The sequence below is a fragment of the Lacinutrix himadriensis genome, from assembly GCF_001418105.1.
Lineage (GTDB): Bacteria > Bacteroidota > Bacteroidia > Flavobacteriales > Flavobacteriaceae > Oceanihabitans > Oceanihabitans himadriense.
Genome location: NZ_LIQI01000006.1, coordinates 327,316 through 351,089, shown reverse-complemented (window position 1 = coordinate 351,089; position 23,774 = coordinate 327,316). Strand labels below are relative to the sequence as shown.

The following is a 23,774-nucleotide window of genomic DNA, read 5'->3' as shown; positions in this document are numbered from 1 at the left end:
GCTTTAAATGAAGTTCAGAGTGAGTGCTTGCAACTCTTTAGATTGCTGGATAGTTACATAAAATACCGAACGGCATCGAAGAATAAACTTCATGGTGAAGAAACCTTAGGAATACCTTCCAAGTTTGTGTATCGTTCTTTAAAGCGAAACGTTAAGCATTTGCAAACGGAGATTACCGCGATAGAAGAGCGTCTATTAGATTTAGTTAAACAAGAGCAGCAACATCAACTGACATTATTAAAAAGCATCCCAGGAATGGGTGTGAAAACAGCTTTGTTTTTAATAGTAGTAACTGATGGATTTAAAAAATTTGAAACGGCATCACAACTGTGTAGTTATGTCGGTATTACACCAACTATACGAAAATCAGGAAGCAGTGTTCGCGGACGAAGTAGAATAAGTAAAGTAGGGAATAAGAAACTAAGAAATCTGCTATTTTTATGTGCATTTTCGGCATGTAAGTACAATAAGGCTTGTAGAGAGATTTATGAACGATTGGTGGCCAAAGGAAAGAGTAAAAAACTTGCGTTAATAGCAGTTGCAAATAAGTTATTAAAGCAAGCATTTGCTATTGCTAAATCAGGATTGCCATATTGTGAAAATCACGTTTCAGTATTGCCTAAATAGTAAAGAATTACATAAAATATAAAAGGCGCAAAACAATAAAATTATTTTGAGCCAAAACTAATAATGTCTAAAATTAACGAAGAAAAGAGTTGTTTTTTACCTCAGTTCTTTGTTAGCAGCTGTATTTATTTTTTTTACTAGTTTATTTTGTTTTCCGATTGATTTTCTTGAAATGTCATTTATAAATATTGTGTCATTCTCAAGTTGATAAACTCTTTTTAGTATAGCATAATCTTTATCAACGAATTGATTTAGTTTGAAGTCTATTCTTTTAGGTCTTCTTGAGTCCAAATAAGAGCTCATATCTGGCGAATAAATATTGTTGTTGAAATAGATAGTATAATCATTAATAACTTCGTTAGAACTTATAATTCCTAAATTTTCCAATTCGTTATATGAAAGAATAATTTCTCCGGGATTGTTAGATTCGAATTTTTTAAGAGAATTATTAAATGTAATTTCGGCTTTTATTACCTCTTTATTCAAGTTTTTAAAGTTCAAGTATAAAGAGTCTGGTTTGTCAGTTCCATCCCAAGAGTAAGAATATCCAATGTCAACGCTGTCAATTTTCTTATAAGATTTTCGAGAAAGAGTTATTTTGTTATTTCTGATTTCATAATTACCCTTTTCCATTTCAGTTCCAAAAAATGTTGGGTATTTAAATTTATAAGTTAAATCATCGTATAAATTCAATTCACAAGTATCGCTTTCGTTTAAGTATTCAGTTTTTTCTTTACAGCTATATATGAAAAATGTAAAAAAGACAATAAGTATGGTTTTCTGAATGTTCAATGCAAGTACGATTTTTATATTGCTGCTAACGGTTACGTATAAGAATTGTGCGTTTTTGTGTGCGAGGATTTTCCGCAGGAAAATCAGATGTAACAAAAATGCACTAACTCTTGTTTAAGCACTAATCTACGCATTATTTTTATGCGATGTTACCACACGTTTTTTTAACATTGATAAAATCCGATTTCAATTGATATTAGATTTTGGTCAGTCAGATTTTCAACAACCAAAGTCATATCACAATAACGGTCGTTTTTGAAATCTAAATAATATTGATTTTCAGATTTCTCAATTTCATAATCTTTATTTTTTAATAATTCTTTTATTAATTCATAGTCCGATTTATGAAATAATTTTTCCGCTATCTGCAATGCTTTTTTAAATATTCCATTTTCGTCATTCAAATTCAGTTCCGATTTGTTTAGAAATAAATTTCCGTAAAATGAAAAATGAGCACAACCTCCACGAGTTACGATTAATGTATTTCCGTTTTCAAGTTTTATTATCGCCTTTTTTTGCTCGTTATCCCAAACGTAATTTGAAAATTCAGGAATTTCCTTAAGAAAATCATCCGTTTGAGTATTTAAGTCAAAAACACAATCATCTTCATTAAAATCCGATACTGATTCCGAAACTAATTCGGTTTTATTTTCAGGAACTTCTGCATACTTTTTTTGAACATAGAAGTATAAAAATATTCCATATCCAATTGCAGAAATTATGAGTAATGCAAAAATAAATATTAATATGTCTTTAGTTTTTCTCAAATGTGTGGTAACGGTCTTGTATAAAAAGAGTTGCGTTTTTGCGTGCGAGGATTTTCCGTAGGAAAATCAGATGTAGCAAAAGTGCAACGACTTTTAAAATTAGTTCTAAATATAGCAATTTTTTTTATGCGTTGTTGCTAACTGTTGCGAGACATTTGAGTAATCACGTTTTTTAATTCCGCTTAATAGATCAATTCCGAGTGAAGTCAGCAAATTGATTTTGTTTTTTTAATTCCGTTTGAGTGGCTTTTCCGAATCAGGCTAAATTCCGCAAGAGTAAATTCAGCAGCTGAGTAAATAATTCCGCAATATTTAATTCCGATTTTGAGTGATTTATTCAGCGTAAAGCTTGGCAGAATTCCGTTCGGTTTTTTTTCCGAGTTATAGTTAGCAACGTGTTATATCATCACTTTTATTGATTATATCCCGTAAATAGGTCAGGATATTGTTAGTTTTGTGTTGATGTTATCCCGTAAAGGTAATTGTTTAATTGCATTATCTAAACGGGGAATATGGAAAGCCAAGTTCTTGCTAATCAATTAAGATCTCTAATATCTTAATTGCAGCTTCGCTAATTTTTGTTCCAGGTCCAAAAACGGCAACAGCTCCAGCATCAAATAAATATTGGTAATCTTGTTTAGGTATTACACCACCAACAATAACCATAATATCTTCACGGCCATATTTTTTAAGTTCTTCAATTACTTGAGGGACTAGTGTTTTGTGTCCTGCAGCTAAAGACGAAACACCAAGAATGTGTACATCATTTTCTACCGCTTGCTTAGCAGCTTCGTGTGGGGTTTGAAAAAGCGGACCAATATCTACATCAAAACCAACATCTGCATAACCTGTTGCAACTACTTTTGCACCACGGTCATGACCATCTTGTCCCATTTTTGCAATCATAATTCGCGGACGTCTACCATCTTGTTCTGCAAATTTATCTGCTAGTTCTTTTGCCTTTGCAAAAGATTTATCGTCTTTTATTTCTTTACTATACACGCCAGAAAAGGATTTAATTTGTGCTTTATAACGGCCAAAGACAGCTTCTAAAGCATCACTTATTTCGCCTAAGGTTGCTCTTTCGCGAGCAGCTATTACGGCTAAAGCTAATAAATTCTTGTCCGCATGCAAAGAGGAATTCTTAGAATCTTTAGCTGCTTCCGTTAAATCTGCTAAAGCTTGGTTTACTTTTGCTGTATTTCTTTCGGCTTTAATTTTATTTAAACCTTCAATTTGTTGTAAACGTACCGTTTGATTATCTACTTCTAAAGTGGCAATCGCATCTTCTTCGTCTAAAACATATTTGTTTACACCAACTATTATATCTTGACTAGAATCTATTCGTGCTTGTTTACGTGCAGCAGCTTCTTCAATTCTAATTTTTGGTATTCCAGCTTCAATGGCTTTTGTCATACCGCCAAGTTCTTCCACTTCTTCAATTAAAGTCCAAGCTTTTTGTGCAATATCATGGGTTAGTTTTTCTACATAATAACTTCCTGCCCAAGGATCTACCGTTTTTGTGATATTGGTTTCTTCCTGTAAAAATATTTGTGTGTTTCTTGCAATACGTGCAGAAAAATCTGTTGGTAATGCAATGGCTTCATCTAAGGCATTGGTATGTAAACTTTGCGTGCCACCAAATGCAGCAGCAGCAGCTTCAATAGTTGTTCTTGCTACATTATTAAAAGGATCTTGCTCTGTTAAACTCCACCCAGAAGTTTGACAATGCGTACGTAAGGCAAGGGATTTTGTGTTCTTCGGATTAAATTGTTTTACCAATTTAGCCCAAAGCATTCTTGCTGCTCGCATTTTAGCAATTTCCATAAAATGGTTCATTCCAATTGCCCAGAAAAAGGAAAGCCTAGGCGCAAAAGTATCAATGTCCATACCTGCGTCTAATCCTTTTCTAATATACTCTAATCCATCTGCAAGGGTATATGCTAATTCGATATCGCAAGTCGCTCCAGCTTCTTGCATGTGGTAACCAGAAATACTAATGCTATTAAACTTTGGCATGTTCTTACTGGTATATTGAAAAATATCTGAAATAATTTTCATAGATGGTGTAGGAGGATAGATGTACGTATTACGCACCATAAACTCCTTTAAAATATCATTTTGAATCGTTCCTGCTAAGGATTCTAACGCAACACCTTGTTCTTCTGCAGCAACAATATAAAAAGCCATGATGGGTAAAACAGCACCATTCATAGTCATAGAAACCGACATTTTATCTAATGGAATCTGGTCAAAGAGTACTTTCATATCTTCTACAGAGTCTATAGCAACTCCAGCTTTACCAACATCTCCAACAACACGTTCGTGATCACTATCATATCCTCTATGTGTTGCTAAATCGAAAGCAACAGAAAGCCCTTTTTGTCCTGCTTCTAAATTACGTCTGTAAAAGGCATTACTTTCTTCTGCGGTACTAAATCCTGCATACTGCCTAATAGTCCAAGGTCTTCTAACATACATGGTAGAGTAAGGTCCACGAAGATTGGGTGCAAGTCCAGCAACAAAACCTATATGTTCTACATCTTGTAAGTCTTTTTTGCTGTAATTTGTTTTTACAGGAATGTCTTCTGCTGTCAACACTGTTTTTGTGTCTGTATTGCTTGCTTTAGAATCTTGCTTTTTAAGCGTAATATGTTGGATGTCTTTGCGCATTATTCTACTTTGATTTTTTCAATAAACGGATTGAAATTTTGATCCGTTTTTGAGTAAATATTAATGGAAAATGTTTTGTGTTTTGAACTGATTAAATATATGTTATTATAAATTAAATAATCGATATCATTGGATATTTCATATACCGCTTTAAATACCTTGGTTACATAATTTTCAGAATATCCAGCGGTTATTTTTTTGCAATTAGTTTCAAAAAGTTCTGCGTAATCATTACAAGAATTAGAAAGTATGCCTAATAATTGAGAGGATTCTTTTTTAGTAAATGGTATATACTGCATCATTTTTACATTAATAAGTGTAGATGAGGCAATATCTTTGAAAAAATAATTGTTTCCTTTTGAAAATTTTAAAAAATGGAACCGCTTCTTTTCGAGTTCTTTTTCATAGGATTCTTCTTGAGCATCAATTAATGCTTCGTATGCATCTTCGGAAAAGGCATCAAAATAAACCGGAAGGAAAATTTGGATATTATCTTTCTCCAGATCAAAATAGGTTCCTGGTAATTGGTCTCTTTTTATTTGCGCTTCCGATTTCTGGTCACAAGAAAACATAAAAATAATACTAATTATAGTAATTACTTGTATTGCTTTTATGTGTGCCGTTTTAATCATTACATTTTACTGCTTTGCTGGACGCTTATTAAAATCTACTTTCGCGTTAGGTGATGTTGCTTTTATAGGATTAGCAGGTTCGGTTTCTTTCGCTCTGTCAAAATTCACATTAGTAAAATCTATTTTTAATACATCTGCATAATAATATTCTAAAATTACATATAGAGATAGATACTTGTCTCCATAAACCACATGTGATTTTGTTTGTAATGCAGGAGTAAAAAGCGCTCTATTCATGCTATTTGTAGAAATTAAAGCATTAAACGTTGTTTTTAAATCGTCTTTTTTCATGTTTTCACCAATACAATGTATAAGTGGGTTTTTGTAATTTACACCATTTGCTCTAATAAAACCAGCTTCTTTTAATGCCTTTGCAATTTCCACAGAGTGTTTAGAGGTAAACTTGGCAAAATCTACTCTTTTGTTGGTCGCTTGTTTTATAAACGTATTATATGCACGATTTGTGTTTTGTAACTGTTTATCAAAATAAGGCGTAATATCTTTTTCAAAAGAATATATAGCTTCATTTAACAATTTATTGTTTACTTCTGTACAACTAATAACCTGTTCTTCTTCTGCAAATTGATAATCAGAAAAAGTAGGACTTTCCTTTTTACAGCTAGATAGGTTAAACATTAAGATTACTAATAAAAGTTTAATACTAATGGTTTTCATGCGTTTATATTTATTGTTTTTAATGGTTTTCATGCGACATCCTTTTTAATCCTTTCACTTGATAATTAAGTAGTAATTAAGGATGTTTCATAATTTAATTAGGTTTAATTTTCGGTTTTTAATCTTTCTTGTTCTAATTTTTCAGCCAAGCGTTTTTCAATAATTGGCGCTATTAAGGTTTTTCTAATATTTGTTTTTACAAAAGGAAAGAGTTCTAATTCGTCTTTCATTGTATCGTTTTTATTCGGGTGTTTATTGGTTCCTAATAGTACGATTTCGCCACTATCAAACTGTGCTTGCTCTTTGGCTGCACTTTCTTTTATTTTTCTTTGAATTGTGCCTTCCTTTAGCTGATTTAAAAAACCACCTTTGGCTTCTATATCTTTAAACAATTCTAAAGCTTTTTCAGCTAACTGATTGGTTAAACTTTCCATATAATAAGAGCCTTCGGAAGCATTTTCTACTACATCAAAATAGCTTTCACTCTTTAAAACTAATAATTGATTTCGTGCAATACGCTCACCAAACTCATTGTCTTTATGGTAAATAGCATCATAGGCTAAATTACAAACGGTATCTGCTTCACCAAGAATAGCACTCATACATTCTGTTGTAGTTCGCAGCATGTTTGTGTTATAATCATAAATCGTTTTGTTACGTTTTGTAGGTGTAACAAAAAGATGGCAAGTGGCGTCTATGTTGTATTCTTGAACTAAAGTGCTACATAATACACGCAAAGCACGTAGTTTGGCAATTTCGAAAAAGTAATTGGTACCAACAGCAACGTTGTAAATAATTTGAAGCGATTGTTTTTTGGTACTTTCTAAATGATTTAAATATTCATTGGTTTGTGCCATAGCATAACCCAATTGCTGTACCATAGTTGCTCCAGCATTTTGGTATAAAGCAACATCTACACTAAAAGATTTGGTTGTTGTAACAATAGCATCAAAATGTTGATGGTCTTCTTTTAGGTTTGTAAACCAATTTCCTGTTTTGGCAAGATTACCTATAATGTCGGTATGAATTTGAATTTTTGACTTTGCAGCAATGTTTGAAAGTTGTTTTACAAATTCGGAATCTAAAAACTGTAATTCAAAATATAGGGTAGTAGTTTCTATATCTATATTTTGGAGTAAACTGGTAATAGAAACGTCTTTATTAGGAATAATAAACTGAATGCTTTCTGCTCCTCGTTCTAAAACATCTATCGCTTTTTTGTTACTTAAAGCGACATCATGCACAAATATAGATTGGCAAATAGACCAACCTTCTGGACTTGCAATACTATTAAAAGGTTCCTGGAATTCATCTGCATGATAAAATGGTTTTACATCGATGCCTTCGTTGGTTTTCCAGATTAAAGTGTCATTATAATCGGCACCTTTTAAGTCTGCTTGTATTTTTTGTTTCCATTGTTTTGAGGAAACTTTATCAAAATCAGTAAATAATTTTTTAGTCATCCTTCTTGTTTTTTAAACTGTCTTCGTATTCTATAATATAAATCTCTTCGTTATCGCGTTTCATGTAATATGCTTCGCGAGCAAATTTTTCTAATCCTTCCTCTGTACTTAGTTTATTTAGTTCTTTATTGTCTTTTTCAATTTCTTTAAGATAGAATTTTTTTTCATCTTCAAGATCGTTAATGTCGTTATTTAGTTCGTTATGTATGAGTAACGAGTTCGCATCAAAAAACAGCATCCAAACAGCGAATATTGCAAATATAATAAGGAATATGTTTTTAAAATACTTCAGCATTAGCTTATTCTTTCATTTATAATAGTTCTAACTATATCTACAGCAACGGTATTGTACTTATTGTTAGGTATAATAATATCTGCATACTCTTTCATTGGTTCAATAAATTGTTGATGCATTGGTTTTAATGTATTTTGATAACGCGATAATACTTCGTCTAAATCTCTACCACGTTCTGCAATATCTCGTTTTAAACGTCTTATTAAACGTTCATCACTATCTGCATGCACAAATATTTTAATATCAAACATGTCTCGTAATTCACGATTGGTAAGGATTAAAATACCTTCTACAATCATTACTTTTCTTGGCATGGTACGAATGGTATCTCCCGTTCTGTTGTGCTTTACAAAAGAATAAACCGGTTGATCTATTGGGTTTCCGTTTTTTAATTCTTTTAAATGTTCGGCTATTAAATCGAAATCGATGCTTCTAGGATGATCGAAATTAATTTTTGTTCTTTCGTTTAACGAAAGGTGAGAGGTATCTTTATAATAATGATCTTGTGAGATTACCCCAACTTCTCCTTCTGGTAATTCGTTAAGTATTTGGTCTACAACCGTTGTTTTTCCACAACCGGTTCCACCAGCAATTCCTATAATAAGCATGAATGTTTGTTTTGATTTAGATTCACAAATTTAAGATTATTTCTTCGGAATTATTTTAACTATCCCAACATTTTCTACACCAACATAAATATATCCATCTGGACCCTGACGAACACTGCGTACTCTACCAATTCCATCGAGTAATCTTTCTTGAAAAACCACCTTGTTATTTTTAAGTACACATCGGTCTAAATACTGAAACTTTAACGAGCCAACCAATAGATTCCCCTTCCATTTTGGGTAGATATCACTTGTAATAAATGCCATGCCACTTGGTGCTATGGAAGGATCCCAATAGTGAAGTGGTTGTTCCATTCCTGGTAAGCTGGTTTTGTCGGTGATTTTAGTGCCATGATAATTAATACCATAGGTTATTTCTGGCCAGCCATAATTTTTGCCAGCTTTAATAATATTTATCTCATCGCCACCACGTGGTCCGTGCTCATGTGTCCAAATTTTCCCAGTAACCGGATGCTTTGCCATGCCTTGCGGATTTCTATGTCCGTAGGAGTAAATCGCCTTTTTAGCATTTGGAATAGTTAGAAATGGATTGTCTTCTGGAATAGATCCATCATCATACAAACGATATATTTTTCCACCATCACGAGTAATGTCTTGCGGATTGATATCCCGTTTGCCACGTTCTCCAATAGAGAAGTATAGGTAGTTCTGATTATCAAATGCTATTCTAGAACCAAAATGTTGCCCTGCAGTGGTGTTTGGTAAAGCCTTATAAAGCACTTCTTGGTCTACAAGTTTGTTTCCATTTAATTTTGCGCGCATGATGGAAGTATGTGCGCCATCATTTTCATCATTAGACGAAGCATAAGAAATATAGAGCCATCCATTTTCTTTGTAATTAGGATGTAATGCTACATCCATTAAACCACCTTGACCAAGATGTTCTATTTTTGGGAGGTCTGAAATTTCAATTTTCTGGTTGTTTTTAAAAAGAATCATCTTCCCAGATTTTTCATTTATTAGAATAGAACCATCCGGTAAAAATGCAAATCCCCACGGATTTTGTAATTCTGGAACAATTATTTCGTAGCTATGCGCTGTATTTACAGTATTTTTATCTTGAGCACAAGAATTATAACTAAGTGAAATTAAGGCCAATAAAAGGAATAAAGAATGCTTCATAATTAACAAAATAAAAAGTATTCACAATTTACTTCTTTTTATTGTTTGTTTTTAAAGAAAAGGTATATATTTGCAAACCTTAAATGGTAACACATTTTCGGGGTGTAGCGTAGCCCGGTTATCGCGCCACGTTTGGGACGTGGAGGCCGCAGGTTCGAATCCTGCCACCCCGACTACTAAAGCTCAACTTCTTGTTGGGCTTTTTTTATGCATATACTTTTCTTATTTCTGGATATAAACGGTTTTAATATTTACAAATTCGTGAATACCTTCTTTAGATAACTCTCTACCATAACCGGAAGCTTTTGTTCCTCCAAAAGGTAATCTTGGATCCGATTTTACCATTTCATTAATAAAGAAAGCACCATCAGGTATTTTAGAAATAGCTTTGGTTGCTGTTTCTGTGTCTTCGGTAAATAACATAGTACCCAATCCAAATCTAGAATCTGTTGCTAATGCTATAGCTTCTTCCAAATCTTTTACTTTAAATATTGGTGCTACGGGACCAAAAGTTTCCTCTTTAAAGACATCCATGTTTTTAGAAACGTTAGTTAGTATGGTTGGGGCAAAATAAGCTTTGTCTCTTTTGTTTCCGGTAATCACTTTGGCTCCTTTACTAATAGCGTCTGCTACTTGTTTTTGTAAATCTTCGGCAAGGTCTTCTCTGGCAAGGGTTGCAATTTCTGTTTCTTCATTTAATGGATCTCCATATTTAATGGCTTTTACTTTGGCTGTAAATTGTTCTAAAAAGGCATCGTAAATATTTTCAGTAACTATAAATCGTTTGGCAGCAATACAACTTTGTCCGGCATTCTGCATTCTAGCTTTTACCATGGTATCCATATACTTATCCAAATTGGCATCATCTAATACAATACAAGCATTGTTTCCGCCTAATTCTAATACTGCTTTCTTTAAATTTTCACCAGCAATTTTTGCAATAGTTCTTCCCGCTTTTTCACTTCCTGTTAAGGAAACCGCTTGAATACTATCCTCTTTTAAAATGGCTTCTATATTTTTATGATCGGTAATTAAGGTTTGAAAACAGCCTTTTGGATATCCAGCTTCCTCAAATATCTCTTGAATAGCCAAAGCACAACCACTAACGTTAGAAGCGTGTTTTAAAAGTGCCGTGTTTCCTGCAGTTAATGTAGGTACCGCAAAACGAAAGACTTGCCAAAAAGGATAATTCCATGGCATTACCGCTAGTATCACACCTAAAGGATCATAACTTATAAAACTTTCCTGTGCATCGGTTTCAATTATTTGATCTGCTAAAAAAGCATCGGCATTAGTGGCATAAAAATCACATAGAAAAACACATTTGTTAATTTCGGCCCTGCTTTCTTTAATCGGTTTTCCCATTTCTAGGGTAATCAGCTGACTTAATTCTTCAAGACGTTCTTCTAAAATATTACCTACTTCAAATAATAGGAGCGCTCTTTTACTAACATCTTTTGTACGCCAATCATTAAACGTGTTTTTCGCTATTTTTAATTTCGAAAACACTTCCTCTGTACTATTTAAAGGATAGCTTTTTATCGTTTCTTGGTTGTAAGGGTTCACGGATTTTATGATGTCTGACATATTATTCGGTTTTAATTAAACGTATTACAAAATTACAGTTAAGATAAGTATAGTATTAACTTATTTGCGAAAAGTCTTAACGTTATCCTAATTCTTTTTGAGGCAAAACTTGATTCTATTGCGTCAATGGGTCTTTTATTTCGGTAGTATCTTTACCGTAAATAAATGTTTAATTAATAAAAATAAAAATTATGAGTAATTCAAATAGTACATTATTAGGAATATTAGCAGGAACCGCAATTGGAGCCACCTTAGGGATTTTATTTGCACCAGATAAAGGTTCTAAAACGAGACAACGTATTTCTGACGAAGCACAAGCTGCTAAGGATAAATTAGCAGAAACAGCAATGGAACTAAAAGAAAAGGCAGTAACAACTGCAACTTTAAAAAAGGAAACTTTAGATGAACAAGTAGAATCTATAGTCTCTAGCGCAAGCTATAAAGCCGAAGATGTAATCGCTACTTTAGAAGAAAAACTGAAGGATTTAAAAGCGAAAAACAAGAAATTACAAAAAACGTCATAATAGATGAGCGTCTTTGAATCTTTAAATAACACGTCCGATAAGGCAACAGATCTTGGTGAAAAGTATTTAAAAACATCACAAGAGTATATCACGCTTAAGGCATTTCAGCAATTAACGTTTTCATTTAGTTTAATTGTGAAGCTTTTTGCAGTTGGCGCTTTAGTGTTTTTAGGGCTCATTTTTTTAGCCATTTCTGGAGCTATTGCAATTGGTAATGCGCTAGATAGCATCACATTGGGTTGCCTAATTGTTGCTGTCATTTTTTTGATGCTAGCCATATTAGTTTATGTTTTAAGAAAGCATATCGATCGAAAAATAATCCAGAAAATTTCCATTAAATTTTTTAATTAAGACCTATGAAAACCTATAATTCCTTTAAAGATATTGATAATGACTTGAAAAAGTTAGACCTAGAGCGACAAATAGCTTGGGAAGAATTGAAACTAGTTAAAGAAGAATTTAAAGAAGATCTTCAGCCTTTAAATTGGGTGAATACTGCATTAAAAATTGCGGGAAAAATGGGTGGGTATATGTTATTGAAAAAAATCATTAAGTGATAAGCAGCATTTGGATAGTAAGCTGTTTAAAGATCTATGGAATTTAGATGGCTTTTTAAGTTATTCCCTATATTGTTTAAGTATATACTCCATTGTTTTGGGTGTTCCTTAGACATATAATTTCACACTTTCTTATTCTTAAATCTAATGTATGCATAGGTCCAAAATAATAATAAGTATATTCTTAATCGTTGGTATTGGGAGCTTATTCTTTCTTCAAAATAAATTCAAAACAGAAGTAATTCATGTATTGGATACTAAATTGCCAGAAAACATAACACTAGAATATGCTACAATACATGCTAATGTATTTAATGGTACAGTGAAATTGGAAAGTCTATCTGCAAAAGTACTACATGCAGATAAAAACCTTATGGCAACATTGAATGCGAATACTCTTAAGGTTGATGGATTTAGTTTATGGCAGTTTATTTTTAATAATACCATTGCAGTAGATAATATTGTTTTCACGCAACCCAAATTGGAATACCATAGCTATTCGGAAAAACAAAGGGAACAAAAAGATACTACTGAAAAGTCTTCATTTAATAAAATAATTACCATACATAATTTCTCCGTTGTAAATGGCGCTATACAAGTGAAAGATGCTAAATCTGATACACGTGTAGCCAATGTAGATAGAATCGATTTTAATGTAAGTAATCTTCATTTCAATGCGGAAACAATACAGCAAAAAATACCGTTTAATTATCAAGATTATCAGCTTACTACGAAACAGTTTTTTATGAATTTAAGTACTTATGAAGTCTTAAAGATAGACGATTTCAGCTTAGATAATAAAGGGCTTCATCTGAAAAACATTTTCTTAGAAACCAAGTTTTCAAAAGAAGTATTATCTACCAAGATTACGGTAGAACGCGACCATGTAAATCTTCATATTCCAGAAGTAGTACTTCATAAATTAGACTTCGGATTTCATAAAGACGTTTTTTTTGTAACCGCGGATTCTGGAGAAATAGAACAACCCAATTTAAGTATTTATAGAGATAAAAGAGTTGCAGATGATATGCGAATCAAAAGTATGTATAGCAAAATGTTACGCGATTTACCAATAGATTTATCCATACATAACTTAGACGTTAATAATGGTAATGTCGCTTATGCCGAAAGATTAGATGCTACTACGCGAGCTGGAGCAATCTTTTTTAAAGCCGTAAATGCTAAGTTAACTAATCTAGGAAATACCTATAAAAAAGGAGAGAAAACCAAAATAGCTATTCGTTCTAATTTTATGGATAAAGCACCAATGCACTTAGATATTCATTTTGATGTTACTAATAAACAGGATGCTTTTTTAGCCTCTGGAGCATTTGAGAATTTCGATGCAGAAATAGCAAATACTTTTTTTGAGACGAATTTAAATGCAAAAGCAGAAGGAGAAATAGAGCAAATTTACTTTACTTTTAGTGGGAATAATGCCAGCGCAAAAGGAGATTTGAAAATGAAATACGAAGCGTTTAAATTTGAAATACTAAATGATAAAAACAAGGTCAATACCTTTTTAACCGCTATTGGTAATGTGTTTATAAATGATGGTTCTAAAACAGGTAAAGATGGATACCGTCATGGCGAAATAGGGGTGAATCGTAATACAAAAAAATCCTTTTTTAATTATTTGTGGATTAATGTACAGAGTGGTTTAATAAGCACATTAACAGGAAAAGGAAGTAAATAAAACTAAATTTTAAAGTCTCAGATGAACAAACGTAAAATATATAAAAAGAAAAGATATCTAATTCCTTTTTTACTTATGGTAACCGTATTAATTCTTAGATTAATGTTGCCATTTATTGTGAAAAACCACGTAAACAAGGTGCTTGCAGATATTCCTGGCTATTACGGACAAGTAGAAGATATTGATATTTCTTTAATACGCGGTGCTTATGTAATTGATAATTTGTACTTGAATAAAGTGAATGCATCTTCTCAAGTACCTTTTTTAAACTTCCCAAAAACCGATATTTCTATAGAATGGAAATCCTTATTTAAAGGTGAAATTGTAAGTGAAATAGTAATGACTAGCCCAGAAGTTATTTATGTGTTTGAAGATCAATCGGAAAAAGAAAATACTTCTGATATCGACGATTGGTCTAAAGCATTAACAGATTTAGTTCCTATAGATATTAATAACCTCGATATTCGTGACGGTAAGTTTGCGTTTGTGGAGGTTACTGCAGACCCAACCATAGACCTGCATTTAGATAAAGTACAATTGTCTATGTCTAACTTAAGAAATGTAGTTGAAAAATCGGTAAAATTACCTTCTACCATTCATGCAACTGCTATTTCTGTTGGAGAAGGAAACTTTAAGTTAGATGGAAAAATGAATATTATTAAGAAAATCCCAGATATGGATATTTCTTTTTCCTTAGAAAATGCAAACGTTTCTGCTCTAAACGATTTTACAAATCACTACGCTGGAATTGATTTTACAAAAGGAGATTTTAATGTTTTTAGTGAGATTGCTATTGCAGACGGCTATCTAAAAGGCTATGTGAAACCCATTTTAAAAGATGCTGTATTAATAGGAAAAGAAGATGGTTTTTTAGAAACCCTTTGGGAAGGATTTGTAGGCTTTTTTAAGTTTGTTTTAAAAAATCAAAAAGAAAATACGTTGGCGACTAAAGTCCCTATTGCTGGAGATTTGAATACAGTAGATTCTAAAGTTTGGCCAACCATTACCAATATTTTTAAAAATGCATGGGTAGAAGCATTTAAAAATGTCATTGATAATGATATCGATTTTAAAGATGCTGAAAAAGAAGCCGTAAAAGAATAAGGTGTTGTTTTAAGATTCGTCTTCTTCTATAAGAACTACAAGCTGTTTCTTATATTCATTAGGTGTAATATTATATTTATTTTTAAAAATTTTAGAAAAATAACTTCTGCTAGTAAAACCAATAGAATATACTATTTGCGAAATATTTAAGTTCGTGTTATTCATTAAATCTCTAGCTTTTTCTAGTCTAACGTGTCTAATATATTCGGTTACGGTTCTTGCAAATAAAAATTTAAAACCTTCTTGTAACTTCGCTTGCGACAAGCCTGTTTTTTTAGATAATTCGTCTAAAGAATAATTGTCAGAAGGAGTTTTAACTATCTTTTTACCAAGTTTCTTTATTATTTTTAATTCTGCTTTTTGGAGATCAATTTCAAGAACATTCGCATTGTCGTATTTGTTATAAAACTCAATGTGCATAGACAAAAGGTGGTACAATTCACCTTCTGCTTTTAGTAATCGAATCATGCCTTTTGTTTTAATATCTTGTAAAGCTTTCACGCGATCTGCCATTTTAAGACTAATAGGTCCGTAGTAAGCAAACTTTTTTTCATGCTCTTTATCCACAAAAATAGCATGTAGTTTTTTGTTTAGCATGTGCGCAATATTAATCCTTTTGTTTAAAAACTGTTTGCGTACAATTTTAATGTTATTCAGTTCTAAATGTATTCCTTTAGGAAAGTAAAAATGATGCGATACATCACTGTCACAAGTGCCAATAAAGGAGTGAAACTGCTCTACAGTAGTATATTCTTTCTGGTCACTAAATTTATGTTGAAAAGAACCATTTAAAGAATACGTAAAACGGATGGGATTAAAATTAGAAGGATCTACTATTACTTGTATTTCCTCAAAAAAGATAAGATGATACTCTATAAAACTAACGCCCCAATCAAAGGTCATTAATCGAATATATCCTTTGGCAGAATCATTATCCAGATCCAAACGGTATTCTCCCCATTTCTGAGTAATCTTTCCTCCAATTTGCTCTTTAAATTGCTTAATACTGTCCACAGTATTTTCAGCATTAATTTTGATAATTTTCATTTAATGACGTAGCATATAAAGCGTTTCGTTATTCTAAATATAAAAGTAAAGATATATTAAAATAATGAAAATAGATATAGCTAGATTCTGTTAATGATTTCTTAAATCATTAAATGAGCTAAAATCCATAGGATGTGCGTTAATACCTCTTGTGCTTTAGTGTTAATTTTGGACTATAACGAACTCGGTCTTATACTGGAGATACGTTTAGATAGTATGTGACATATATCTTAAAATAAAATGTTGCTAATCAAAAAAACATTTAGAAATGAGCAATTACACAGACAAAGTAGGAAACAGATTAAATGCTTTATTAGAGAAAAACTACGATGCCGAAAAAGGGTATAAAAAAGCCGCAGAAAACGCGAAACATATTGGACTAAAAAACTTTTTTAATAAAAAGGCACAAGAGCGTTATGATTTTGGATATGAACTAAAAACAGAAATTAAATCTTTTGGGCAACCCGCAGAAAAAGATGGTAGTCTAACCGGAAAAGCACACAGAGCATGGATGGATGTCAAAGCTGCCTTATCTTCAGATAATGATGAATCCATGTTAGAAGAAGCCATTAGAGGAGAAAAAGCGGCCATAGCAGAATATGAAGAGGTTCTTGGTGAAATAGGTTTACCGTTAAATACAAAAAACATGCTTTTTAATCAGAAAAATCACATTCAGCAAGAGCTTAATACCATTAAGAGATTAGAAGATTTAAAATAAAATAAGCCTCACCAATACATTAAAAAAGGAAATGCTAATACGGTATTTCCTTTTTTGTTGTTGTTAAAAGGAATAGAGCACCAATTTTTAGCAAAGCGATCAAGAACTTTGCTTCATTATTCCTTTATTGAAAATAAAAGAGATGTTTTATAAATTACGAAATACAGCTAGTTTAAAACAAATTGAGCAGGAGCTTAATACACCATTTGCATATCCTAAATTATACAGGCCTATAAAAGTGTTAAATGGTTTTAAAGAGGTTTCCTTACCAATTATAACCATGGAAAAACCGAAGGTTATTGATTTTTCTATTTGGGGACTATTACCTACTGATTTTGAGGAAAACTGGTCGGTTTTTCAAAATATATCCAATACCTTAAATGTAGATATTCAAAATATAAATGAAGAGGATCCCTTTCTTTCGGAAGCTTTAAATAAAAGACGTTGCTTGATTATTGTTACCGGATTTTATACCACATACATTAGTAATGGGAAAATTAAATCGTTCCATGTTTTTCGAAAAAACAATCTGCCTTTTTGCTTGGCCGGAATATATAATGAATTGGCTGATGGTTTTAAAACCTGTTCTGTTCTTATAACTACAAACACGAATTCTAAAGGTAATGCCATTCCAAGCTTTTCTATAAAACAACCTTTAGTGCTTAAGAAAAAATATTTCGATTATTGGTTGGCTGAAGATAATTCGTTTTGCGATTTAAAAAGTCTTGTAAAGGATTTGGATACGTATACGTTTGAATCTGAAGTTGTAGATCAAAAAACATTAGATCCTTCTGAAGTTTCTAATAATCCATTTTAAGAAATACAGAAATAATTTTGAAAAGAGTTCATTTAAAATTGGATACCGTTAATCTAATTCCCAATAATGAATGATCTTTAACATAATGCAATGAAAGACATTGTATTACTAATTAAAAACCAAAATAATATGTTACGTTACGCAATCATTTTTATCATTTTAGCAATAATCGCCGGAATTTTTGGTTTCGGAGGAATATCGGAAGGAGCAGCAAGTATAGCAAAAATTCTATTTTATATTTTTATAGTACTCTTTGTTGTATCCTTAATTACAGGAAGAAAGAAAATTTAATAAACACTAAAACACTAAAACAAAACACGATGAAAAAATTAATTTATTCAGCAATACTAATATTTACCATGTCTGCCGTTTTTACTAGTTGCAGAGAAGATAAAAAAGATAAAGTAGAAGACGCTGTCGAAGATGTTACAGACGACATTGGAGATGGTATTGAAGATGCGACAGATGATATGGGAGATGGTCTGGAAGATATAGGAGATGAAATAGAAGATGTAGTCGATTAATACCATGCTTTAATAGTATTGTCAGTAGTTTTTAATAATCAAAGAAAGGCAGTTTAATCCAAGATTTTACTGCCTTTTTTATTTAAAATACAAGTATTATGGAATATGCAAAACATGAAATAGAATATATAAACGAATTTAAAGAAAAAGGTTATACCAGTAACTTTAGGATGGTAGACAGCCTTTTATTAGAAATAAATTCTAAGGAGAAATTCAAACCAGAACAAATCTTTATAGATCAAGAAATGCGCTTTGAAGGAATGAGTAATCCGTCAGATGCCTCTATACTATATGCTATAAAAACGGACTCTGGATTAAAAGGTACTGTTTTGGCTAGCTATGCACCAACAGGAAATTTAGACTTAGCAGAATTCTTTAAAGAAATACCCAAATCAAATAATAAGAATCATTAATTTATAAATGGTTTTTGAGGATTTAACCCAGCGCTATCCGACTCTAAATACTTTATAAAGTCGGTAGGCGTTTCTAATAAATAAAACGAATTGTTAACCATTAAGATAGACCCTTTAAGTACTTCTGGGTTTTTATGTAAAACCTTAATCCAATCCTCATTACTTAAATGTATTTCTTTTTCGGTATAATTTTGTGTAAAATCCGGATGGTTTTGATTTACCAAACTAGACAGTGGAGTATGAAGCGCTTCTGCAATCTCTATCCATTGCGTTCCCGTTAATTTTGTTTTAGATAAATCAATAGCTAAAATTTCCTTTTTTGATTGCGTAACATAGGCTAAAGTTTGTTTTCCTAAAGAACTATTAGAACTGTAATATAGTTTAATACTATTTTTATGTTTTGAAATTATTCCCATTTGTTTTTAAATTTAGTTATACTTGTTTCTTAAAGCGTATTTATATTTCTTCGCTGTATTCCTTTTTATAAATCCGAACCATTACCAGGAATAGACTTAACAATAACGGACCAAAAATTAATCCTATAAAACCGAATAAAGGCACACCAATAATAACACCAATTAAAGTAATTAATGGATGTACGTTGTCTAACTTTTTTAGAACAAAAAGTCGAATTAAGTTATCTGTAGAACCAACAACTATTAGTCCGTATAGTAGTATTCCCCAAGCTTGAAAAGCATCTCCATTAGCGTAGGTTAATATAAACGCAGGTATTATACCTAGCATGCCGCCAACAAACGGAATCATAGAACCTATGGTTACCATAACAAACCAGAAGAACGGATTCTCTATTCCGAAAATTAAAAATCCAATAAGTGCAACAATACCTTGAGCGATAGCAACTAGAGGGATTCCTAATGCATTAGAACGTACCATAACATTAACATCTTCGCCAATAATTTTTAAATTGTCTTTATGTAGAGGAATATATGCAAACAGGCTTTCTCTTAATTTTCGTCTATTTGTTAACATATAAAAAAGTAAGAAATACATAATGAAGATGGCAATAGCGACTTCAAAAGTACTACCTGCAATACTTTGTAGTTTTTCAGAAACGATGCTAGAGACTTGAGAGGCATCTATTTGGGAACTAAAATTATAGCCTAAAGCGTTTTCAATTCTTTCAAGCTGTAATTTAATAGCGTTGGTAACACGTTCTGAATTTTCAGCAGCATTACTAATTTTATTTCCTAACATAAATACGATTCCGGTAACAGGTAATAAAATACATATAAACGATAAGATTAATAAAACGATAGCAGCAAGTTCTTTATTCCAACCCTTCTGTACCAATTTTTTCATTGGTTTGCGTAGTAAGACATACATGGTTATGGCGCCTAAAACCCCTGAAAAGTAAGGCAGTATTTTTAATATAATAAGACTTGCTATGGACAGTATGATAACTAATAGAAAGAGCTGATTAATAAGTTTATGGCTAATTTGCTTCATTTTAAATTGGAATTATTGGTTTTGTTTTAAAGGTAATTACTATAGTTAATAAACAGATGGTTTTGCTACTTTCAAAGGTATGCCTAAGTCGCATAAAAGATTAATCGTTTTAGATAACATGTTAACTGTATTGCTAAATTTTAGATTAAATTAAATCGGAAAGATTATAAACGAACAAAATACTTAGGCTGTTTATAGAGACATCAATAATTGTTATGAATAGATAATAACTGTTGATAACTTAACCGTAAGGTTTCTATCAAAAATCCTACTTTTGTATATATAATAAGATACTAAAATTATGTCTGATACAATTGAAAAAGTAAAATGCCTAATAATAGGATCTGGTCCTGCTGGTTATACAGCAGCAATCTATGCAGCCAGAGCTAATATGAAACCTGTTTTATACCAAGGTACACAACCAGGAGGACAGTTAACTACAACAAATGAAGTAGAAAACTTTCCAGGTTACCCGGAAGGAATTACAGGACCAGCAATGATGATGGAGCTTCAAGCACAAGCAGAACGTTTTGAAACAGATGTTCGTGATGGTTGGGTTACAAAAGTAGATTTCTCTGGAGATGTACATAAAGTATGGATAAACGAAACGAAAGAAATTCACTGTGATACCGTAATTATATCTACAGGAGCTTCTGCAAAATATCTAGGATTAGATTCAGAACAAAAATATTTAAAGCTTGGAGGTGGAGTTTCCGCTTGTGCAGTTTGTGATGGTTTTTTCTACAGAAATCAAGAAGTAGTAATTGTTGGAGCAGGAGATAGCGCTTGTGAAGAAGCACATTACTTATCTAAGCTTTGTAAAAAAGTGACTATGTTAGTGCGACGTGATGAATTTAGAGCTTCTAAAATCATGGCAGCTCGTGTAGCAAATACAGAAAATATTGAAATTTTGTTCAATACAGAAACAGAAGAAGTTTTAGGTGACGGACAAGTAGTTACTGGTGTGCGAGTTTTAAACAATAAAACGAAGGAAACTACAGATATTCCTGCCACAGGATTTTTTGTAGCCATTGGTCACAAACCAAATACTGATATCTTTAAAGGATTCTTAGATTTAGATGAAACGGGTTACATTATTAATGCAAAACCAGGAACTTCTAAAACTAATGTAGATGGTGTTTTTGTATCTGGTGATGCTGCAGATCATGTTTACAGACAAGCAATTACTGCTGCTGGAACTGGTTGTATGGCTGCTTTAGATGCAGAACGTTATTTAGCTGCTAAAGATAGTACCTTTGAGGTTTCAACATCTAATTATAACTAGGTATAAACACTTGAATTGCAATTAAATACACTAAAAAACGAAGCGAAAGCTTCGTTTTTTTTGTAACTTAGTATTTCTCTTATAGCGATGAATAGCATTTTATTAACTCATAAATTTAAATATTATGAAAAAAGTTCTATGCGCAATTTTATTCGCTTTCTTATCTACAATAACAGCACAAGACGCTGTTAAACCCGAATTAGCTCCAATTAAAAATGTCTCTAATGAATACCATGGTGTTTCCTTAGAAGATCCTTATCAATACATGGAGGATTTGGCGAATCCGGATGTGCATGTTTGGATGAAGAGTAATGCAAACTACGCAAACTCCGTTTTAAATAGTATTTCAGGTAGAAAAGAACTTTTTGAAAAAATGAAAGAGTTGATGGAACGTCAATCTTCAAGCATATTTAATGTCCGTATAACCGACAACGATGTGTATTATTATTTAAAACGCAAACCAGGAGAAGAAATAGGAAAAATGTATAAACGCGATGGTTATACAGGTAAAGAAACACTGTTTTTCGATCCAGTAAATTATAGTACAGATTCCGAAAAACTTTATACCGTATCCGCCATATCACCAAATATTAAAGGCGATAAAATAGCCGTCAGTATATCACCTAATGGATCTGAAAATGATGAAGTCATTATTTTTAATGAAAATGGGAAACAGTTTGATGAGACCTTGTTATTAGCACAAGAAGTTTCTTGGCTTAAGTCTGGAGATTCCTTTTACTATAATCGATTAAACTCGGCAGATGTTACAGATGTTAATAGACAAAAAAACACCAAAGTATTTGCTCATGTAATTGGAACGGATCAATCTTCTGATATGGAATACTTTTCAAGTAAAACAAATCCAGAACTTCAAATGGATGAAATGGAGTTTCCTATAGTGTATTATGATAAAGTTGCCAATTTGGAGGTGGCTCTAGTTGTTTCCGTAGATAAACGACTAAAATTATATGCTAAGGATTCCAATAATTGGAAAACGATAGCAGCACAAAAGGATGAAGTTATTAATGTAGAAACAGATAAAAATAATGTGTATTATTTAACTTTTAAAGATGCGCCTAATTATAGAATTACAAAGGCTCCAATTACAAATCCTTCCTTTTCTAATTCAGAAACGGTTGTTAATGAAAGCGAAAATGAAATCATAACGGAATTTAAAGCTACAAAAGATGGATTGTATTATGTTACTATAAAAAATGGTGTGGAAGCTAAAGTGTATTATCTAGCCAACAATAAAAAAGAAGCGCAAGAACTAAAACTTCCTTTTACAGCAGGACAAGCTTTTTTAACTAATAAAAATGGTGATTTTAGTGACATTTGGGTTACTATTGCAGGCTGGACTTCCCCTTATAAACGCCTTAAATACAACCCAAAAACAAATAGCTTTATACATGAACCTTTATCTGCACCTGTAGCATATCCAGAGTTAGATAATTTAATAGCCAAAGAGGTTATGGTGAAATCGCATGACGGAGTAATGGTTCCTGTTTCTATTGTTCATAATAAAGATTTAAAAATGGATGGTAATAATCCAACCGTTATTTATGGATATGGATCTTATGGGAATTCTATTAATCCCTTTTTTAGTCCTATTACATTAGCTTTTACATTATATAATGGCGTTTTGGTAATTCCTCATGTTAGAGGAGGAGGTGAGTTAGGAGATGGCTGGCATAAAGCAGGACAGAAACTAAATAAACCCAATACGTGGAAGGACGCTATAGCAACTGCTGAATATTTAATAGATGAAAAATATACCAACTCCAATAAACTATCTATTTTTGGAGGAAGTGCAGGAGGTATTTTTGTTGGTAGATCGATTACGGAACGACCAGATTTATTTACAGCTGCGGCACCTATGGTAGGTGCAATGAATACAGTAAGAATGGAAGAAACACCTAATGGACCCGTTAATGCTCCAGAGTTTGGTACCGTAAAAGATCCTTTAGAATTTAAAGGATTATTAGAGATGGATTCGTATCATCACGTGAAAGATAATACGGCGTATCCGGCGACTTTAATTACGGCAGGAATAAATGACCCTCGTGTGATTGCTTGGCAACCTGCTAAGTTTGCTGCTCGAATACAAACAGCAAATACTTCGGATAAACCTATTTTGTTTTTAACAAATTTTGAAGGTGGTCATGGCGGACGAACAACGATTACAGATACTCTTGACGAATTTTCAAATGTATTCTCTTTCTTTTATTGGCAATCTGGTCATCCAGATTTTCAGATAAAGACACCTGTAAAGAATTAAATAAAAAACCCGAAGCATTTGCTTCGGGTTTTTTATTATAAGACATTTAAATGTAGCGTAATACGTTACGTTTAGAGTAATT

General features: G+C 32.2%; 26 protein-coding genes and 1 tRNA gene. 14 read left to right on the top strand and 13 right to left on the bottom strand.

The genetic code is table 11. The features are described 5' to 3' along the window. Positions 1–627: transposase (locus tag AMD28_RS02080; protein WP_152975517.1), on the top strand; the 627-nt coding region annotated here is incomplete at its 5' end. Between the two features lie 96 nt (positions 628–723). Here AMD28_RS02080 and AMD28_RS02075 read toward each other — a convergent pair. The 9 genes from AMD28_RS02075 to AMD28_RS02035 all read right to left on the bottom strand — a co-directional run bounded on the left by AMD28_RS02075 (position 724) and on the right by AMD28_RS02035 (position 9,675). After that, positions 724–1,419 carry a hypothetical protein gene (locus tag AMD28_RS02075; RefSeq protein ID WP_055442498.1) on the bottom strand — a complete coding sequence of 232 codons (696 nt, stop codon included), beginning with the start codon at positions 1,417–1,419 and terminating at the stop codon, positions 724–726. A gap of 164 nt (positions 1,420–1,583) precedes the next feature. Further along, a complete protein-coding gene (locus AMD28_RS02070) occupies positions 1,584–2,186 on the bottom strand; it encodes a hypothetical protein (protein ID WP_055442497.1) in 603 nt (200 codons plus the stop codon). Positions 2,187–2,717: 531 nt separating this feature from the next. Next, positions 2,718–4,862 carry a methylmalonyl-CoA mutase gene (scpA, locus tag AMD28_RS02065; RefSeq protein WP_055442496.1) on the bottom strand — a complete coding sequence of 715 codons (2,145 nt, stop codon included), beginning with the start codon at positions 4,860–4,862 and terminating at the stop codon, positions 2,718–2,720. Further along, on the bottom strand, positions 4,859–5,491 hold the full coding sequence (locus AMD28_RS02060) for a hypothetical protein (protein WP_055442495.1): 633 nt from the start codon (positions 5,489–5,491) through the stop codon (positions 4,859–4,861). The genes scpA and AMD28_RS02060 overlap by 4 nt, the downstream gene beginning before the upstream one ends. Positions 5,492–5,497: 6 nt before the next feature. Further along, the gene (locus AMD28_RS02055) at positions 5,498–6,199 is read right to left on the bottom strand and encodes a hypothetical protein (RefSeq protein ID WP_055442494.1); all 702 of its coding nucleotides are present in this window, start codon (positions 6,197–6,199) and stop codon (positions 5,498–5,500) included. Between the two features lie 71 nt (positions 6,200–6,270). Then, the gene (locus AMD28_RS02050; RefSeq protein WP_055442493.1) at positions 6,271–7,629 is read right to left on the bottom strand and encodes a methylmalonyl-CoA mutase subunit beta; all 1,359 of its coding nucleotides are present in this window, start codon (positions 7,627–7,629) and stop codon (positions 6,271–6,273) included. Further along, entirely contained in the window at positions 7,622–7,924 is a 303-nt protein-coding gene (locus AMD28_RS02045; RefSeq protein ID WP_055442492.1) for an FtsB family cell division protein, read from the bottom strand. The genes AMD28_RS02050 and AMD28_RS02045 overlap by 8 nt, the downstream gene beginning before the upstream one ends. Then, the gene (udk, locus tag AMD28_RS02040; RefSeq protein ID WP_055442491.1) at positions 7,924–8,532 is read right to left on the bottom strand and encodes a uridine kinase; all 609 of its coding nucleotides are present in this window, start codon (positions 8,530–8,532) and stop codon (positions 7,924–7,926) included. Before udk ends, AMD28_RS02045 begins: the two co-directional genes overlap by 1 nt. Before the next feature lie 36 nt (positions 8,533–8,568). Further along, positions 8,569–9,675 carry a PQQ-dependent sugar dehydrogenase gene (locus tag AMD28_RS02035; RefSeq protein WP_055442490.1) on the bottom strand — a complete coding sequence of 369 codons (1,107 nt, stop codon included), beginning with the start codon at positions 9,673–9,675 and terminating at the stop codon, positions 8,569–8,571. A 98-nt stretch (positions 9,676–9,773) separates the two neighbouring features. Between AMD28_RS02035 and AMD28_RS02030 the strand changes: the two genes are divergently transcribed. Then, positions 9,774–9,848: transfer RNA gene (locus tag AMD28_RS02030), tRNA-Pro, on the top strand. Positions 9,849–9,897: 49 nt separating this feature from the next. Here the strand turns inward: AMD28_RS02030 and AMD28_RS02025 are convergent. Further along, positions 9,898–11,262 (bottom strand): NAD-dependent succinate-semialdehyde dehydrogenase, encoded by a 1,365-nt coding sequence (locus AMD28_RS02025; protein WP_055442489.1) that lies wholly within the window; start codon positions 11,260–11,262, stop codon positions 9,898–9,900. 191 nt (positions 11,263–11,453) lie between these two features. On the opposite strand from AMD28_RS02025, the gene AMD28_RS02020 reads away from it, so the two are divergent. The 5 genes from AMD28_RS02020 to AMD28_RS02000 all read left to right on the top strand — a co-directional run bounded on the left by AMD28_RS02020 (position 11,454) and on the right by AMD28_RS02000 (position 15,143). Beyond that, complete coding sequence (locus AMD28_RS02020) at positions 11,454–11,786, top strand: YtxH domain-containing protein (protein WP_055442488.1); 333 nt, start codon at positions 11,454–11,456, stop codon at positions 11,784–11,786. Positions 11,787–11,789: 3 nt separating this feature from the next. Beyond that, the gene (locus AMD28_RS02015; RefSeq protein WP_055442487.1) at positions 11,790–12,137 is read left to right on the top strand and encodes a hypothetical protein; all 348 of its coding nucleotides are present in this window, start codon (positions 11,790–11,792) and stop codon (positions 12,135–12,137) included. 5 nt (positions 12,138–12,142) lie between these two features. Next, positions 12,143–12,343, top strand: coding sequence for a DUF6327 family protein (locus tag AMD28_RS02010; protein ID WP_055442486.1), 201 nt, complete (start codon positions 12,143–12,145; stop codon positions 12,341–12,343). A gap of 151 nt (positions 12,344–12,494) precedes the next feature. Continuing rightward, a complete protein-coding gene (locus tag AMD28_RS02005) occupies positions 12,495–14,039 on the top strand; it encodes an AsmA family protein (RefSeq protein WP_152975515.1) in 1,545 nt (514 codons plus the stop codon). Positions 14,040–14,060: 21 nt separating this feature from the next. Next, entirely contained in the window at positions 14,061–15,143 is a 1,083-nt protein-coding gene (locus AMD28_RS02000) for a DUF748 domain-containing protein (RefSeq protein ID WP_055442484.1), read from the top strand. A gap of 9 nt (positions 15,144–15,152) precedes the next feature. Here AMD28_RS02000 and AMD28_RS01995 read toward each other — a convergent pair whose 3' ends face one another. Beyond that, a complete protein-coding gene (locus AMD28_RS01995) occupies positions 15,153–16,190 on the bottom strand; it encodes a helix-turn-helix domain-containing protein (RefSeq protein WP_055442483.1) in 1,038 nt (345 codons plus the stop codon). Between the two features lie 268 nt (positions 16,191–16,458). Here AMD28_RS01995 and AMD28_RS01990 point away from each other — a divergent pair, with 268 nt between their 5' ends. The 5 genes from AMD28_RS01990 to AMD28_RS01970 all read left to right on the top strand — a co-directional run bounded on the left by AMD28_RS01990 (position 16,459) and on the right by AMD28_RS01970 (position 18,662). Further along, complete coding sequence (locus AMD28_RS01990) at positions 16,459–16,908, top strand: ferritin-like domain-containing protein (protein WP_055442482.1); 450 nt, start codon at positions 16,459–16,461, stop codon at positions 16,906–16,908. Positions 16,909–17,050: 142 nt separating this feature from the next. Beyond that, positions 17,051–17,725, top strand: a complete 675-nt coding sequence (locus AMD28_RS01985) for an SOS response-associated peptidase family protein (protein ID WP_055442481.1) — start codon at positions 17,051–17,053, stop codon at positions 17,723–17,725. Between the two features lie 129 nt (positions 17,726–17,854). After that, positions 17,855–18,016: a DUF1328 domain-containing protein gene (locus AMD28_RS01980; RefSeq protein WP_083478217.1), complete on the top strand. Its 162-nt coding sequence runs from the start codon at positions 17,855–17,857 to the stop codon at positions 18,014–18,016. Between the two features lie 29 nt (positions 18,017–18,045). Next, entirely contained in the window at positions 18,046–18,249 is a 204-nt protein-coding gene (locus AMD28_RS01975) for a hypothetical protein (RefSeq protein WP_055442479.1), read from the top strand. Positions 18,250–18,347: 98 nt separating this feature from the next. Further along, positions 18,348–18,662: a hypothetical protein gene (locus AMD28_RS01970; RefSeq protein ID WP_055442478.1), complete on the top strand. Its 315-nt coding sequence runs from the start codon at positions 18,348–18,350 to the stop codon at positions 18,660–18,662. Here AMD28_RS01970 and AMD28_RS01965 read toward each other — a convergent pair. Together AMD28_RS01965 and AMD28_RS01960 are read right to left on the bottom strand one after the other, a co-directional pair. Then, entirely contained in the window at positions 18,659–19,078 is a 420-nt protein-coding gene (locus AMD28_RS01965; RefSeq protein ID WP_055442477.1) for an arsenate reductase family protein, read from the bottom strand. The genes AMD28_RS01970 and AMD28_RS01965 overlap by 4 nt on opposite strands. A gap of 40 nt (positions 19,079–19,118) precedes the next feature. Next, positions 19,119–20,129, bottom strand: coding sequence for an AI-2E family transporter (locus AMD28_RS01960; RefSeq protein ID WP_055442476.1), 1,011 nt, complete (start codon positions 20,127–20,129; stop codon positions 19,119–19,121). Between the two features lie 301 nt (positions 20,130–20,430). Between AMD28_RS01960 and trxB the strand changes: the two genes are divergently transcribed. Both trxB and AMD28_RS01950 read left to right on the top strand, forming a co-directional pair. Further along, positions 20,431–21,414, top strand: a complete 984-nt coding sequence (gene trxB, locus AMD28_RS01955; RefSeq protein WP_055442475.1) for a thioredoxin-disulfide reductase — start codon at positions 20,431–20,433, stop codon at positions 21,412–21,414. A gap of 124 nt (positions 21,415–21,538) precedes the next feature. Then, on the top strand, positions 21,539–23,692 hold the full coding sequence (locus AMD28_RS01950; RefSeq protein WP_055442474.1) for a prolyl oligopeptidase family serine peptidase: 2,154 nt from the start codon (positions 21,539–21,541) through the stop codon (positions 23,690–23,692). The last annotated feature ends 82 nt before the right edge of the window (positions 23,693–23,774 follow it).